This is a genomic window from Citrobacter tructae (genome assembly GCF_004684345.1).
Taxonomy (GTDB): Bacteria; Pseudomonadota; Gammaproteobacteria; order Enterobacterales; family Enterobacteriaceae; genus Citrobacter; species Citrobacter tructae.
Map to the genome: position 1 here is coordinate 4,672,091 of NZ_CP038469.1, position 14,320 is coordinate 4,686,410.

Consider the following 14,320-nt stretch of genomic DNA (forward strand, 5'->3'; position numbering starts at 1 on the left):
TAGTTTTAGGTTGGCACCGTCAGGTTGCCACGGCACACGAAACAGCGTTGATTCGTATACAAGAACATTCAGGCGAAGCCGAAACGGCTAACCGAATGGCGTATATCAGGTCTGTTTCGTGTGCTGGATTGTTGACGCATTCATTTATTGGTATCGCATGAACCCCATCGTAATTAATCGGCTTCAACGGAAGCTGGGCTACACTTTTAATCATCAGGAGCTGTTGCAGCAGGCATTAACTCACCGCAGTGCCAGCAGCAAACATAACGAGCGCTTAGAGTTTTTAGGCGACTCTATTTTGAGCTTTGTTATCGCCAATGCGTTGTACCATCGTTTTCCGCGCGTGGATGAAGGCGATATGAGCCGCATGCGCGCCACGTTGGTGCGTGGAAATACACTGGCTGAATTAGCCCGTGAGTTTGATCTCGGCGAATGTTTACGTTTGGGACCGGGCGAGCTGAAAAGCGGCGGCTTCCGTCGTGAATCTATTCTGGCAGATACGGTCGAAGCACTGATCGGCGGCGTATTCCTCGACAGTGATATTCAGACTGTTGAGCAACTGATTCTTAACTGGTATCAAACCCGTCTGGATGAAATTAGTCCGGGCGACAAACAAAAAGATCCGAAAACGCGTTTGCAGGAATATTTGCAGGGTCGCCACCTGCCGCTGCCATCTTATCTGGTAGTTCAGGTCCGTGGTGAAGCGCACGATCAAGAATTTACTATCCACTGCCAGGTTAGCGGCCTGAGTGAACCGGTGGTTGGCACAGGTTCTAGCCGTCGTAAGGCTGAGCAAGCTGCCGCCGAACAGGCGTTAAAAAAACTGGAGCTGGAATGAGCGAAGAAAAAACCTATTGCGGATTTATTGCCATCGTCGGTCGCCCGAACGTCGGTAAATCCACCCTGTTGAATAATCTGCTTGGGCAGAAGATTTCCATTACCTCCCGTAAGGCGCAGACGACCCGTCACCGCATTGTCGGTATTCATACCGAAGGTGCGTATCAGGCTATTTATGTTGACACCCCGGGCCTGCACATGGAAGAAAAGCGCGCCATCAACCGCCTGATGAACAAAGCGGCCAGCAGCTCTATTGGTGACGTTGAGCTGGTTATTTTTGTCGTGGAAGGCACGCGCTGGACGCCGGACGACGAAATGGTGCTGAACAAACTGCGTGACGGTAAAGCCCCGGTTATCCTGGCGATCAACAAAGTTGATAACGTACAGGAAAAAGCCGATCTGCTGCCACACCTGCAGTTCCTGGCAAGCCAGATGAACTTCCTCGATATTGTACCGATTTCTGCCGAAACGGGTATGAATGTTGATACTGTCGCGGGCATTGTGCGCAAACATCTGCCGGAAGCTATTCATCACTTCCCGGAAGATTACATCACCGACCGTTCGCAGCGTTTTATGGCCTCCGAAATCATCCGTGAAAAGCTGATGCGTTTCCTCGGTGCTGAACTGCCGTATTCCGTAACCGTTGAGATTGAGCGTTTTATCCCTAACGAACGTGGCGGCTACGATATCAACGGTCTGATCCTCGTTGAACGTGAAGGACAGAAGAAGATGGTGATTGGCAACAAAGGGTCCAAAATAAAAACCATCGGTATCGAAGCGCGTAAAGACATGCAGGAAATGTTCGAAGCACCTGTACATCTTGAACTGTGGGTGAAAGTGAAATCCGGCTGGGCCGATGACGAACGCGCGCTTCGTAGCCTCGGTTACGGCGACGACGTCTAAACTCATCTTCTGAAAAACGGCGAGTATATGGAAGGATGGCAACGCGCCTTTGTCTTGCATAGTCGCCCTTGGAGCGAAACCAGTTTAGTGCTGGACGTCTTCACGGAAGAGTCGGGTCGCGTGCGCCTGGTGGCTAAAGGCGCACGTTCCAAACGCTCCAATCTTAAAGGCGCTCTCCAGCCTTTTACCCCGTTATTACTTCGCTTTGGTGGACGTGGCGAGGTCAAAACCCTACGTAGTGCTGAAGCCGTTTCTCTGGCGCTCCCGCTTAGCGGAATCACGCTGTACAGCGGTCTGTATATCAACGAGCTCATCTCTCGCGTACTTGAGTATGAGACCCGCTTTTCTGAACTCTTTTTCGACTACCTGAACTGTATTCAGGCGCTGGCTGGCGCGACAGGTTCGCCAGAGCCTGCGCTGCGTCGCTTTGAGCTGGCGCTGCTCGGTCATCTGGGTTATGGCGTGGATTTTACCCATTGTGCGGGCAGCGGCGAGCCTGTGGATGACACCATGACCTATCGCTACCGGGAAGAGAAAGGGTTTATCGCCAGCGTCGTTATTGATAACAACACCTTTACCGGACGCCATCTCAAAGCGCTTGAGTTGCGTGAATTTCCGGATGTCGATACGTTACGCGCCGCGAAACGCTTTACCCGCATGGCGTTAAAGCCGTATCTTGGTGGTAAGCCGTTAAAAAGCCGGGAACTGTTCCGGCAATTTATGCCAAAACGCGCAGTAAAAACAAATAATGAATAACGAGGATTGTCATGGCTGAATTACTGTTAGGCGTCAACATTGACCACATTGCCACGTTACGTAATGCACGCGGCACCGCATACCCGGACCCGGTTCAGGCGGCGTTTATCGTTGAGCAAGCGGGAGCGGATGGTATTACCGTTCATCTGCGTGAAGACCGCCGTCATATTACCGACAGAGATGTGCGTATTCTGCGTCAAACGCTGGATACGCGCATGAACCTGGAAATGGCGGTGACGGAAGAGATGCTGGCGATTGCCGTTGAAACAAAACCGCATTTTTGCTGCCTGGTGCCAGAAAAGCGCCAGGAAGTCACCACTGAAGGCGGCCTGGACGTTGCGGGCCAGCGCGAAAAAATGCGTGATGCCTGCAAACGCCTGGCTGATGCGGGGATCTTGGTTTCGCTGTTTATCGATGCCGATGAACAACAAATTAAAGCTGCTGCTGATGTTGGCGCGCCGTACATTGAAATTCACACCGGCTGTTATGCTGATGCGAAAACCGATGCGGAACAGGCCAGCGAATTAGCGCGTATTGCGAAAGCAGCGACTTTTGCGGCAGGTCTGGGCTTGAAGGTGAATGCCGGTCACGGCCTGACGTATCACAACGTCAAAGCCATTGCGCGGATCCCGGAAATGCATGAGCTGAACATTGGTCATGCGATCATCGGACGTGCGGTGATGAGCGGTCTGAAAGAGGCGGTAGTAGAAATGAAACGCCTGATGCTGGAAGCGCGTGGCTAATGGCGATTCTGGGATTAGGGACGGATATCGTGGAGATTGCCCGCATTGAAGCGGTAATCTCCCGTTCCGGCGATCGGCTGGCCAGACGTGTCCTCAGCGATAACGAATGGGCTATCTGGGAAACGCATCAGCAACCGGTGCGTTTTCTGGCGAAGCGCTTTGCGGTAAAAGAGGCGGCGGCAAAAGCTTTTGGTACCGGTATTCGCAACGGCCTGGCATTTAATCAGTTTGAAGTGTTTAACGACGAACTCGGTAAGCCGCGTCTGCGGTTATGGGGAGAGGCGCTAAAACTGGCGGAAAAACTCGGTGTTATGCATATGCACGTGACGCTGGCCGATGAACGTCACTACGCCTGTGCCACGGTAATTATCGAGAGTTAAAGCTTGTCCGCGTGATGCATTAACACAAACTTATCCCACAGCTGTTCTTCTGTTTCGACATGTGCCGGATCTTTCAAAATGGTATTGGGGATCGGGCACACTTTCTGGCAGGTAGGCGTGTCGTAATGGCCTACGCATTCCGTACATTTGTCGCTGTTAATCTCGTAAATGCTGTCACCCATCGAAATCGCCTCATTCGGGCATTCGGGTTCGCACATATCACAATTGATACACTTTTTAGTGATTAACAGGGCCATCAGGAAACTCTCAAAACATCACAAATCGGGCGGGCATTATACGCGCATTCTTTGCTCAGACCAGTTTTTTTACCAGAGCTTCGCTGTGGCGAATACGTTCAGGGGCATGCTCGAGATCCTGCTGCACCAGCGCCATAAACAGTAAATCGGTCAGCATCATTTGCGCATGGGTTGATGAAATCGCGGCGCTGCGTGTAGCCTGTTCTTCGGCAATCGTGTACAGACAACGGGTGGCGCGCTGCTGTAGGGCATTGGGCGTAAATCCGGTAATCGCAAGGATTTTGGCCCCGGTACGTAACGTTTCATCCGCAGCCAGATTAAGCTCACGGCGTTCCCCGCTATACGAAATCGCCAGTAGGAGATCGTTTGGTGAAAGCGCCTGCACCGTCGCCAGCAGGGCGTGCATGTCGCGTTCAACCACCGCATTAAATCCAATTTTCAATAGCTTCCAGGCAAAATTTTGCGCCACCAGCCCTGAGGCACCAATCCCGGTCAGGATAATACGCCGGGCAGAGCGCAGCATCGTGACGCTTTCTATCAGTTTTTCTTCGCTATTGACGTCCAGCGTGGCATGCATCGCCGCCACGTTCTCCTGAATCAACTTCTCACCCACCAGGCGCATGGGGTCGTCACCGCGAATCTGATTGTGCACCGGAACAGAATGCGGATTGGGATTGCTTGCCAGCGCTTCACTGATGGCCAGTTTGAGTGCCGGAAAGCCTTTAAATCCCATTTTCTGCGCGAACTTTACGACGCTGGACTGGCTAACGCCCGCTTCAAAGGCCAGTTGTTGTGAGCTGAGATGACGCGCATTATCCGGCTGCGAAAGAAGATAATCCGCAAGCTTTTTATCGCTTTGTGCGAGGTCCGGGTAACGCTGACGAATGCGAATCAAACAGTTCATGCTGTCTCCTGGCGAAAACGTGATGGCGATTACAAAACAAAATTTCACTCGCCTGGGTGAATATAATATTCCATTATGACGGATTATTATGAATTAAAAATTCCTAAGGAACAAAAAATGAATCTCGGTGCGTTAGTGTCAGAAACCCGCAATCCACAGACGATGGATCTCGATGCGTTATCCACGCTTGAGCTGGTACATCGCTTTAATCAACAGGATACGCTGGTAGCGGAAGCAGTAAAAGCGACACTGTCTGAAGTTGCGCATGCGGTTGATGCGGCAGCGAAAGCGTTGAAAGACGGTGGGCGGATTATTTACATGGGCGCAGGAACCAGTGGGCGCCTCGGTGTGCTGGATGCATCTGAATGCCCGCCGACTTTCGGCGTACCACACGGACTGGTGGTCGGGCTGATTGCGGGCGGGCCGGGGGCGTTGTTGAAGGCGGTTGAAGGTGCGGAAGATAACCAGCAGCTCGGGGAAGATGACCTGCGGGCGCTGAATCTGACCGCGCAGGATCTAGTTGTCGGCCTCGCGGCATCTGGCCGTACACCGTACGTCATTGGCGGCCTGAAATTTGCCTGTACGGTGGGCTGTACGACGGTAGCGATTTCCTGTAATCCGGACTCACCGATCGCCCGTGAAGCGGATATCGCCATCTCTGTAGTGGTTGGTCCGGAAGCGCTGACAGGTTCAACCCGTCTGAAGTCGGGCACCGCGCAGAAACTGGTGCTGAACATGATCTCCACCGGTGCGATGGTGAAGTTTGGCAAGGTGTATCAGAACCTGATGGTAGATATGAAAGCAACCAACGCCAAGCTGGTAGATAGAGCGTGTCGTATGGTGGTAGAGGCCACCGGTATTGCGCGTGAAGAAGCAGAAGCGTTGTTAGAGCAAACTGACTTTGATGTTAAACCCGCCATTCTGATGGCATTGACCGGGTTAGACGCGACGGCAGCCAGAGCAAAACTCTCCGCTCACCAGGGTTTTTTACGCGCGGCATTAGAAAACTAAGAGGTGCATATGGACAAAACGGCGGCGCTTGCCAGCGATATCTTGCTGGGAGTAGGCGGAGAAAAAAATATTCTGCGCCTGGAAAACTGTATGACCCGCGTCAGGGTAGAAGTACAGAATGACGACCAACTGGATATTTCCCGGTTGAAGCAGTTGCCTGGCGTCAGCGGCTATGTGAAGCAGGGGGCGCAGCACCAGATTATTGTCGGTCCAGGTAAGGCCGCCAAAGTGGTGGATGCCATGCGTTCTCTGATTGCCGATGACAGTGAACGTCCGGATGCAAACGACATTGAGCGCACGAAGTCAGAGGTTAAAGCGAAGTACAAAGCGCCAATGAGCGATGCGCTGCGTAAACTGGCGAACGTTTTTATTCCGCTAATCCCGGCGTTTATCGCTTCCGGTTTGATTACCGGCATTATTAACATTCTGAAACGCCCGGATATTGTTGGCGATTTTGCCACCCATTATCCCAATATGCTGGGGTTGATGGGCATCTTCGGCAGTGCCGTTTTTGCCATAATGAATATTCTGGTGGGGGTGAATACAGCCAAAGTGTTTGGGGGTTCGCTGGCGATGGGCGGTGTGATGGCCGGCATTCTCTCTAGCCCTCAGTTGGCGCAAATTACGCTATTTGGCGAAGCGCTACAGCCCGGGCGCGGCGGGGTTATTGCGGTGCTGCTGGTGGTGGCGCTGATGTGCTGGATCGAACGCAAATTCCGCGAGGTGTTGCCGGAATCGCTGGAGCTGATCCTCAACCCATTACTGACCACCCTCATTACCGGGACGATAGCGATTGTGGCGCTGCAACCGCTAGGTGGCTGGATTTCCGAATCCATTGCCCACGGAGCCTCCTGGGCTATCGATCGCGGTGGTTTCCTGGTCGGTGCGGTACTGGCGGGAACCTTTTTGCCACTGGTGTTAACCGGATTACATCAGGGGCTGGTGCCGATTCACGTTGAGCTGGTGCAGGCGCATGGCTACAACGCGCTGTTTCCCATCCTGGCGATGGCGGGGGTCGGACAGATTGGCGCAGCGATTGCCGTGTTGATGAAAACCCGTAACGCACGGCTGAAAAAAGTGATCAAAAGCGCGCTGCCAGTAGGATTGCTGGGTATCGGCGAACCGCTGATTTTTGGCGTGACGTTGCCGCTCGGTAAACCGTTTATCGGCGCTTGCCTTGGTGGTGCGGTCGGAGGGGCGCTAATCAGCTACTGGAAGGTCGCGACGGTTATCACCTTTGGCATCTCGGGATTACCGCTGGCGCTGACGATTGTTGCCGGAAAAGTGATGTTCTATCTGTTAGGCTATCTGGTAGCGGTTATTGCCGGGTTCTTGTTTACCTGGCTATTGGGGTTCAACGATCCAGAGGACTAAGGTTTGACCAATCACGAGCGTCGCGTTGTATTTTTTGATTTGGACGGTACGTTACACCAGCAGGATATGTTCGGTAGTTTTCTGCGCTATCTGCTGCGTCGCCAACCGTTGAATGCGTTGCTTGTACTGCCGCTGTTACCGATTATCGCGGTGGCGATGTTGATCAAAGGGCGTGCCGCCCGCTGGCCAATGAGTCTGCTCCTGTGGGGATGCACTTTTGGTCGGAGTGAAGCGCGCCTGAAAGCCCATCAGGACGATTTTGTTCGTTGGTTTCGCCATAACGTTACGGCGTTTCCGATCGTACAGCAGCGCCTGACTACCTATCTGTTAAGCGCCGATGCTGACATTTGGCTGATCACCGGCTCCCCGCGGTCGTTGGTCGAGCAGGTTTACTTCGACACGCCGTGGCTCCCGCGGGTGAATCTTATCGCCAGTCAAATGGCGCGCGGTTACGGCGGCTGGGTGCTGCCTCTGCGCTGTCTGGGCCATGAGAAAGTCACCCAACTGGAACGGCAGATTGGCGCACCGCTATCGCTTTACAGCGGTTACAGCGACAGTAAACAGGACAATCCTCTGCTCTCGTTCTGCCAGCATCGCTGGCGCGTCACGCCACATGGAGAGCTACAACAACTCGAATAGAGTAAACGATAGCGTCTGTGTATAATGCGCCCGCTTTAATTACTGGAGTTCTGCCATTGTCTGATGTTGAATTTAGCCACGAGTACTGGATGCGTCATGCTTTAACGCTGGCTAGGCGCGCCTGGGATGAGCGTGAAGTTCCGGTGGGTGCAGTATTGGTGCATAACAATCGCGTTATTGGTGAAGGCTGGAACCGGTCGATTGGTCACCACGATCCGACTGCCCATGCTGAAATTATGGCGCTGCGTCAGGGCGGACTGGTACTGCAAAATTACCGTTTACTGGATGCTACACTGTACGTCACCCTGGAGCCATGCGTGATGTGCGCTGGTGCGATGGTACACAGCCGTATTGGCCGGGTGGTGTTTGGCGCGCGCGATGCGAAAACAGGTGCGGTAGGTTCGTTATTGGATGTGTTGCATCATCCGGGAATGAATCACCGGGTTGAGGTTACGGAAGGCATATTGCGCGATGAATGCGCCACGCTGCTCAGTGATTTCTTCCGTATGCGTCGTCAGGAAATTAAAGCCTTGAAGAAATCTGCAACGGATTGATTGCGGTTGTAAGTCGGATAAGGCTTTTAAGCTGCCATTCGACAAGAGTATGCCACTATTTCTCCGCCTTCTTCTGCGGGGAGAACAGCAGTGAAGGGGTATGCGTCAGATAGTTTGACGAGGTTTGAGAGAGAAACGCAGAGAGCGGGAATTTCTCTTTACCTGACAGTTCTGCGGGCGAAACCGCCGGATAATCCTGCGCCAGCTGTTGCGATTCTACCGCCTGCTTTTCTTTCTCCTGCAGATATCCCACCAGGCTTATCTGATACTTACGGATATTCTCTACGTAAGCATAGGCTTCGTGGCCCCGCGCATAGCCATAGGTCAGCTTTTTGTACCAGGGTTTCTGGCTGAGCAGCGGCAGGCGCTGTTTGACGTCGGCCCAACTATCCGGGTTGCCTTTGGTTTTCACCGTTAGCGCGCGAGCATCCAGCATATGCGCATACCCCATGTTATAGGCGGCAAGTGCAAACCAGATCCGTTCTCCCTCGGGGACGGTATCCGGGACTTTACTCATCATATCCTGCAGATAGCGTGCGCCCCCGCTGATGCTCTGCTCGGCGTCGGTTCGGTCAGTCAGCCCGAGGCTCTGGGCGGTATTTTTGGTCAGCATCATCAAACCGCGTACGCCGGTCGGGGATGTTGCTTGCGCATCCCAGTGTGATTCCTGATAAGAGATGGCGGCAAGCAGTCGCCAGTCTATCTCCTGCGCATATTTCTCAAACAGCGGCTTGAGGTCCGGCAATACGCTGTCGACCGCACGTAAGAAAGTGCGGGTATCGACGTAGTCAAAATCATTGCCATGCCCGAGATATTTTTCTTCCAGCCGCGCAAGTGTTCCGTCTTCATTGATGGTGTTAAAGAAATCCAGCAGTGCGGCAGAAAGCGTATTGTCGTCATCCAGACGACTAAACCAGGTGACGGGCTGTTCGTCGGAGACATCCAGCGCCACGGCCAGCTCCGGATGTACGCGTTGGTACAGGCTGATGGCGACCGAATCGGCAATGGTGTAGTCCAGATTGCCATTGATGACGTCATCGAGCAGTTCAGTGGTGCCCTTTTTATCATCGACTTTCCAGCTCAGTTCAGGAAATTTTGTCTCTTTCAGGTGTTGCAGATCATTTACCACCACGTGTCCGGGGGCGATGGTCAGCTGTTTATCGTTCACGCTGGCCAAGGTTCGCGGACGATATTGCCCGACCCGATACACCAGCTGTTGTGAAACAGAGTAGTAGGTTGGGCCTGGCTGGTAATTTTTAACGCGTTCGCTGTTATACACCAGGCCTGCGGCTAGCAGGTCGGCGTTACCGCTATCCAGGTCGTCAAAAAGCTGACTAATGTTCTGGCGCACGGTGACTTTTAACGTCACGCCTAAATAGCTGGCGAACTGTTGGGCCAGCTCATAATCCAGCCCGAACCGTTTCCCGGTAAGAGTGGAATACGTTAAGGGGGAGTCAATAGTACTGACGCGTAACTCTCCCCGCGATTGAATGGCGGCGATACGATTGTCGGCTTTACCGAACCAGGGAATAGATGGCCACAGGGCCGCTGCCAGCAGCAACGTCAATATGCCGATAAACAGATAATTAATCTTTAATTTTTTCAATTAGTTAATTCTCTGAACCGTGCGTTTTTTCAGCTTGCTATGGTCGGGGTTAAGAAGTGAATTCATCATTAATGAGCGGCATTTTGCTTAAACTTGCGTCAGTTGGCAACTCATTCAGAATTACGGTCGCATTAGATGATAACAGGAGGTCGTGATTTTATTTCGACGCAAACGGTTTCGTCTGCGCGGTAGATTCTTTATAATAACGCCCGTTTCCCCCCTTGCGCACACTTATAAGCGCCTCAGGCGCTTCGAAGACGAGAGACTTATGATGGAAATTCTGCGTGGTTCGCCTGCACTGTCTGCATTCCGTATTAACAAACTGCTGGCGCGTTTTCAGGCTGCCAATCTTCAGGTCCACACTATTTACGCCGAGTATGTCCATTTTGCTGACCTGAATGCCCCGTTAAACGAGGATGAGCATGCGCAACTTGCACGCCTGTTGAAATATGGTCCGAGTCTCAGCAGCCATGTCCCAGAGGGCAAACTGCTACTGGTTACGCCTCGTCCGGGCACCATCTCCCCTTGGTCTTCTAAAGCGACTGACATTGCTCACAACTGCGGCTTGCAGCAGATAAACCGTCTGGAACGTGGCGTCGCCTGGTATGTTGAAGCCTCCACGCTGAGCGCTGAACAGTGGCAGGAAGTGGCTGCCGTGCTGCACGACCGCATGATGGAAACGGTTTTCTCTGCGCTGGATGATGCACAAGCGCTGTTTGCTCGCCACCAGCCGGCACCGGTTTCCAGTGTTGACCTTCTGGGTGCAGGCCGCCAGGCGCTGATCGACGCTAACCTGCGTTTGGGTCTGGCGCTGGCAGACGATGAAATCGACTATTTACAGGATGCGTTTATCAAACTGGGACGCAACCCGAACGACATCGAACTGTACATGTTTGCGCAGGCTAACTCTGAGCACTGCCGCCATAAGATTTTTAACGCCGACTGGGTTATCGACGGTAAACCGCAGCCGAAGTCGCTGTTTAAGATGATTAAAAACACCTTCGAAACCACGCCGGATCATGTTCTGTCTGCTTATAAAGACAATGCGGCGGTGATGGAAGGTTCTGAAGTGGGCCGCTACTTCGCCGACCACAAAACGGGTCGTTACGATTTCCATCAGGAGCCTGCACATATCCTGATGAAGGTCGAAACCCATAACCACCCGACCGCTATCTCTCCATGGCCGGGCGCGGCAACCGGTTCCGGTGGTGAAATCCGCGATGAGGGCGCAACCGGGCGCGGCGCGAAGCCGAAAGCCGGGCTGGTGGGTTTCTCCGTATCGAACCTGCGTATTCCGGGTTTTGAACAGCCGTGGGAAGAAGATTTCGGCAAGCCGGATCGTATCGTTACCGCACTGGATATCATGACCGAAGGCCCGCTGGGCGGCGCGGCGTTTAACAACGAATTTGGTCGTCCTGCGTTGACCGGCTACTTCCGTACCTACGAAGAGAAAGTGAACAGCCACAACGGCGAAGAGCTGCGTGGCTATCACAAACCGATCATGTTGGCCGGCGGGATCGGCAACATCCGCGCCGATCACGTGCAGAAAGGCGAGATCGTCGTCGGTGCGAAGCTGATCGTCCTTGGCGGTCCGGCGATGAATATCGGGCTTGGCGGCGGGGCGGCGTCTTCAATGACGTCCGGCCAGTCCGATGCCGATCTGGATTTTGCTTCCGTACAGCGCGACAACCCGGAAATGGAACGTCGCTGTCAGGAAGTTATCGACCGCTGCTGGCAGATGGGTGACGCGAACCCGATTTTGTTTATCCACGACGTGGGGGCGGGCGGTTTGTCTAATGCGATGCCGGAGCTGGTCAGCGACGGCGGGCGCGGCGGTAAGTTTGAGCTGCGCGATATCTTAAGCGATGAGCCAGGTATGAGCCCGCTGGAGATCTGGTGTAACGAATCTCAGGAGCGCTACGTTCTGGCGGTTGCTGCTGACCAGTTGCCGTTGTTTGACGAGCTGTGTAAGCGCGAGCGCGCGCCGTATGCGGTAATCGGTGAGGCCACCGAAGAGCAGCATCTTTCGATGAATGACCGTCATTTCGATAATCAGCCGATCGATCTGCCGCTCGACGTGCTGCTGGGCAAAACGCCAAAAATGACCCGCGATGTGCAAACGCTGAAAGCGAAAGGCGAGCAGCTTGCGCGTGAGCAGATTACGCTGGCCGATGCAGTTAACCGCGTGCTGCACCTGCCTGCCGTTGCAGAAAAAACCTTCCTCGTGACGATTGGCGATCGTACCGTGACCGGTATGGTGGCGCGTGATCAGATGGTGGGGCCGTGGCAGATCCCGGTAGCAAACTGCGCGGTCACCACCGCAAGCCTTGATAGCTATTATGGCGAAGCGATGTCCATCGGCGAACGTGCGCCGGTCGCACTGCTGGACTTCTCTGCTTCTGCTCGTCTGGCAGTGGGTGAAGCGCTGACCAACATTGCGGCAACGCAGATTGGTGATATCAAGCGTATCAAACTGTCGGCAAACTGGATGGCGGCGGCCGGTCACCCTGGCGAAGACGCCGGGCTGTACGAAGCGGTCAAAGCGGTAGGGGAAGAGCTATGTCCGGCGCTTGGCCTGACCATTCCGGTAGGCAAAGACTCCATGTCGATGAAAACCCGCTGGCAGGAAGGTAATGAACAGCGCGAAATGACTTCGCCGCTGTCGCTGGTGATCACCGCGTTTGCTCGCGTGGAAGATGTACGCCACACTATTACCCCGCAGCTCTCAACCGAAGACAACGCCCTGTTGCTGATTGATCTGGGACGTGGTCACAACGCGCTGGGTGCGACTGCGCTGGCTCAGGTCTATCGTCAACTGGGCGACAAACCGGCGGATGTACGCAACGTTGCACAGTTGAAAGGCTTCTACGACGCTATGCAGGCGCTGGTTGCTGCGCGTAAGCTGCTGGCCTACCACGACCGTTCTGACGGCGGCCTGCTGGTGACGCTGGCAGAAATGGCCTTTACCGGCCACTGTGGCATTCAGGCCGATATTAGCACGCTCGGTGATGACCGCCTGGCGGCGCTGTTTAACGAAGAGTTGGGCGCGGTAATTCAGGTTCGCGCGGCGGATCGTGAAGCGGTTGAAGCGCTGCTGGCACAGTATGGCCTCGGCGACTGCGTTCACTATGTCGGCCAGGCTGAAGCCAGCGATCGTTTTGTGATTGCAGCCAACGGTCAAACAGTGTTTAGCGAAAGCCGTTCAACGCTGCGTATGTGGTGGGCGGAAACCACCTGGCAGATGCAGCGCCTGCGCGACAACCCGGAATGTGCCGATCAGGAACACGACGCCAAAGCCAACGATGCTGACCCTGGGCTTAACGTAAAACTGTCGTTTGATATCAACGAAGACATTGCAGCCCCGTACATTGCGACCGGCGCGCGTCCAAAAGTGGCCGTGCTGCGCGAGCAGGGCGTTAACTCCCACGTTGAAATGGCGGCTGCTTTCCAACGTGCGGGCTTTGACGCCATTGATGTTCACATGAGCGATCTGCTGGGCGGGCGCATTGGTCTGGGGAACTTCCAGGCGCTGGTGGCCTGCGGCGGTTTCTCTTACGGCGACGTGCTGGGGGCCGGTGAAGGGTGGGCGAAATCTATTCTGTTCAACAACCGCGTGCGCGATGAGTTTGAAACCTTCTTCCATCGTCCGCAGACGCTGGCGCTTGGGGTGTGTAACGGTTGTCAGATGATGTCTAACCTGCGTGAACTTATCCCTGGCAGCGACCTGTGGCCACGCTTTGTGCGTAACCACTCCGATCGCTTCGAAGCGCGCTTTAGCCTGGTCGAAGTCGCCAGCAGCCCATCTTTGTTGCTACAAGGTATGGAAGGCTCACGCATGCCAATCGCCGTTTCTCACGGCGAAGGCCATGTAGAAGTGCGCGATGGTGCGCATCTGACTGCACTGGAAAGCAAAGGTCTGGTGGCACTGCGTTTCGTCGACAACTTCGGCAAGGTTACCGAAACCTATCCGGCTAACCCGAATGGTTCGCCAAACGGGATCACCGCAGTGACCAGCGAAAATGGTCGTGTAACGATCATGATGCCGCACCCGGAACGCGTATTCCGTACCGTGAGCAACTCCTGGCACCCTGAAAATTGGGGCGAGGATAGCCCGTGGATGCGTATCTTCCGCAATGCGCGTAAACAACTTGGCTAACGCAACTGCGTGATGTATCGAGCCCCTCTGTGTGAGGGGCTTTTTTTTGGCTGTGATTTCCCTGGATGTCTGATGAGCCTGAGTGAGACGTTGCAGACCGGAGTCGGCATTGATGCGAGCTCAGTGCGATATCGGTTGTGTCACTGAGTTTTAGTGTCGGGAAATGCCGACATATACAGGGTTGCCGTGTCGCTAAAAAG

Annotated in this window: 13 protein-coding genes; 10 read left to right on the forward strand and 3 right to left on the reverse strand. The window is 54.1% G+C overall.

The annotated features are described in order from the left end of the window. The first annotated feature begins 157 nt into the window (after positions 1-157). From rnc to acpS, 5 genes are read left to right on the forward strand one after another with little or no spacing between them, the layout of a single operon-like run. Entirely contained in the window at positions 158-838 is a 681-nt protein-coding gene (gene rnc, locus E4Z61_RS22975) for a ribonuclease III (RefSeq protein ID WP_003037579.1), read from the forward strand. Beyond that, positions 835-1,740: a GTPase Era gene (era, locus tag E4Z61_RS22980; protein WP_135324721.1), complete on the forward strand. Its 906-nt coding sequence runs from the start codon at positions 835-837 to the stop codon at positions 1,738-1,740. The genes rnc and era overlap by 4 nt, the downstream gene beginning before the upstream one ends. A 27-nt stretch (positions 1,741-1,767) precedes the next feature. After that, on the forward strand, positions 1,768-2,496 hold the full coding sequence (recO, locus tag E4Z61_RS22985; RefSeq protein ID WP_135324722.1) for a DNA repair protein RecO: 729 nt from the start codon (positions 1,768-1,770) through the stop codon (positions 2,494-2,496). An 11-nt stretch (positions 2,497-2,507) separates the two neighbouring features. After that, positions 2,508-3,239 carry a pyridoxine 5'-phosphate synthase gene (pdxJ, locus tag E4Z61_RS22990; RefSeq protein WP_135324723.1) on the forward strand — a complete coding sequence of 244 codons (732 nt, stop codon included), beginning with the start codon at positions 2,508-2,510 and terminating at the stop codon, positions 3,237-3,239. Continuing rightward, positions 3,239-3,619: a holo-ACP synthase gene (gene acpS, locus E4Z61_RS22995; protein ID WP_135324724.1), complete on the forward strand. Its 381-nt coding sequence runs from the start codon at positions 3,239-3,241 to the stop codon at positions 3,617-3,619. The genes pdxJ and acpS overlap by 1 nt, the downstream gene beginning before the upstream one ends. Here the strand turns inward: acpS and E4Z61_RS23000 are convergent. Continuing rightward, positions 3,616-3,876, reverse strand: coding sequence for a YfhL family 4Fe-4S dicluster ferredoxin (locus E4Z61_RS23000; protein ID WP_003037590.1), 261 nt, complete (start codon positions 3,874-3,876; stop codon positions 3,616-3,618). The two genes, acpS and E4Z61_RS23000, sit on opposite strands and share 4 nt — an antisense overlap. 55 nt (positions 3,877-3,931) lie before the next feature. After that, complete coding sequence (locus E4Z61_RS23005; RefSeq protein ID WP_135324725.1) at positions 3,932-4,780, reverse strand: MurR/RpiR family transcriptional regulator; 849 nt, start codon at positions 4,778-4,780, stop codon at positions 3,932-3,934. 117 nt (positions 4,781-4,897) lie between these two features. On the opposite strand from E4Z61_RS23005, the gene murQ reads away from it, so the two are divergent. From murQ to tadA, 4 genes are all read left to right on the forward strand, one after another. Beyond that, positions 4,898-5,791 (forward strand): N-acetylmuramic acid 6-phosphate etherase, encoded by an 894-nt coding sequence (murQ, locus tag E4Z61_RS23010; RefSeq protein WP_135324726.1) that lies wholly within the window; start codon positions 4,898-4,900, stop codon positions 5,789-5,791. Positions 5,792-5,800: 9 nt separating this feature from the next. Then, positions 5,801-7,165 carry a PTS transporter subunit EIIC gene (locus E4Z61_RS23015; RefSeq protein ID WP_135324727.1) on the forward strand — a complete coding sequence of 455 codons (1,365 nt, stop codon included), beginning with the start codon at positions 5,801-5,803 and terminating at the stop codon, positions 7,163-7,165. Positions 7,166-7,168: 3 nt separating this feature from the next. Beyond that, positions 7,169-7,804 carry a phosphatidylglycerophosphatase C gene (gene yfhb / locus E4Z61_RS23020; protein WP_135324728.1) on the forward strand — a complete coding sequence of 212 codons (636 nt, stop codon included), beginning with the start codon at positions 7,169-7,171 and terminating at the stop codon, positions 7,802-7,804. An 89-nt stretch (positions 7,805-7,893) separates the two neighbouring features. After that, entirely contained in the window at positions 7,894-8,358 is a 465-nt protein-coding gene (tadA, locus tag E4Z61_RS23025) for a tRNA adenosine(34) deaminase TadA (protein WP_240703889.1), read from the forward strand. 55 nt (positions 8,359-8,413) lie between these two features. Here the strand turns inward: tadA and mltF are convergent, their stop codons facing one another. Further along, on the reverse strand, positions 8,414-9,964 hold the full coding sequence (gene mltF, locus E4Z61_RS23030) for a membrane-bound lytic murein transglycosylase MltF (protein WP_135324730.1): 1,551 nt from the start codon (positions 9,962-9,964) through the stop codon (positions 8,414-8,416). A gap of 268 nt (positions 9,965-10,232) precedes the next feature. On the opposite strand from mltF, the gene purL reads away from it, so the two are divergent. Then, a complete protein-coding gene (gene purL / locus E4Z61_RS23035) occupies positions 10,233-14,120 on the forward strand; it encodes a phosphoribosylformylglycinamidine synthase (protein WP_135324731.1) in 3,888 nt (1,295 codons plus the stop codon). The last annotated feature ends 200 nt before the right edge of the window (positions 14,121-14,320 follow it).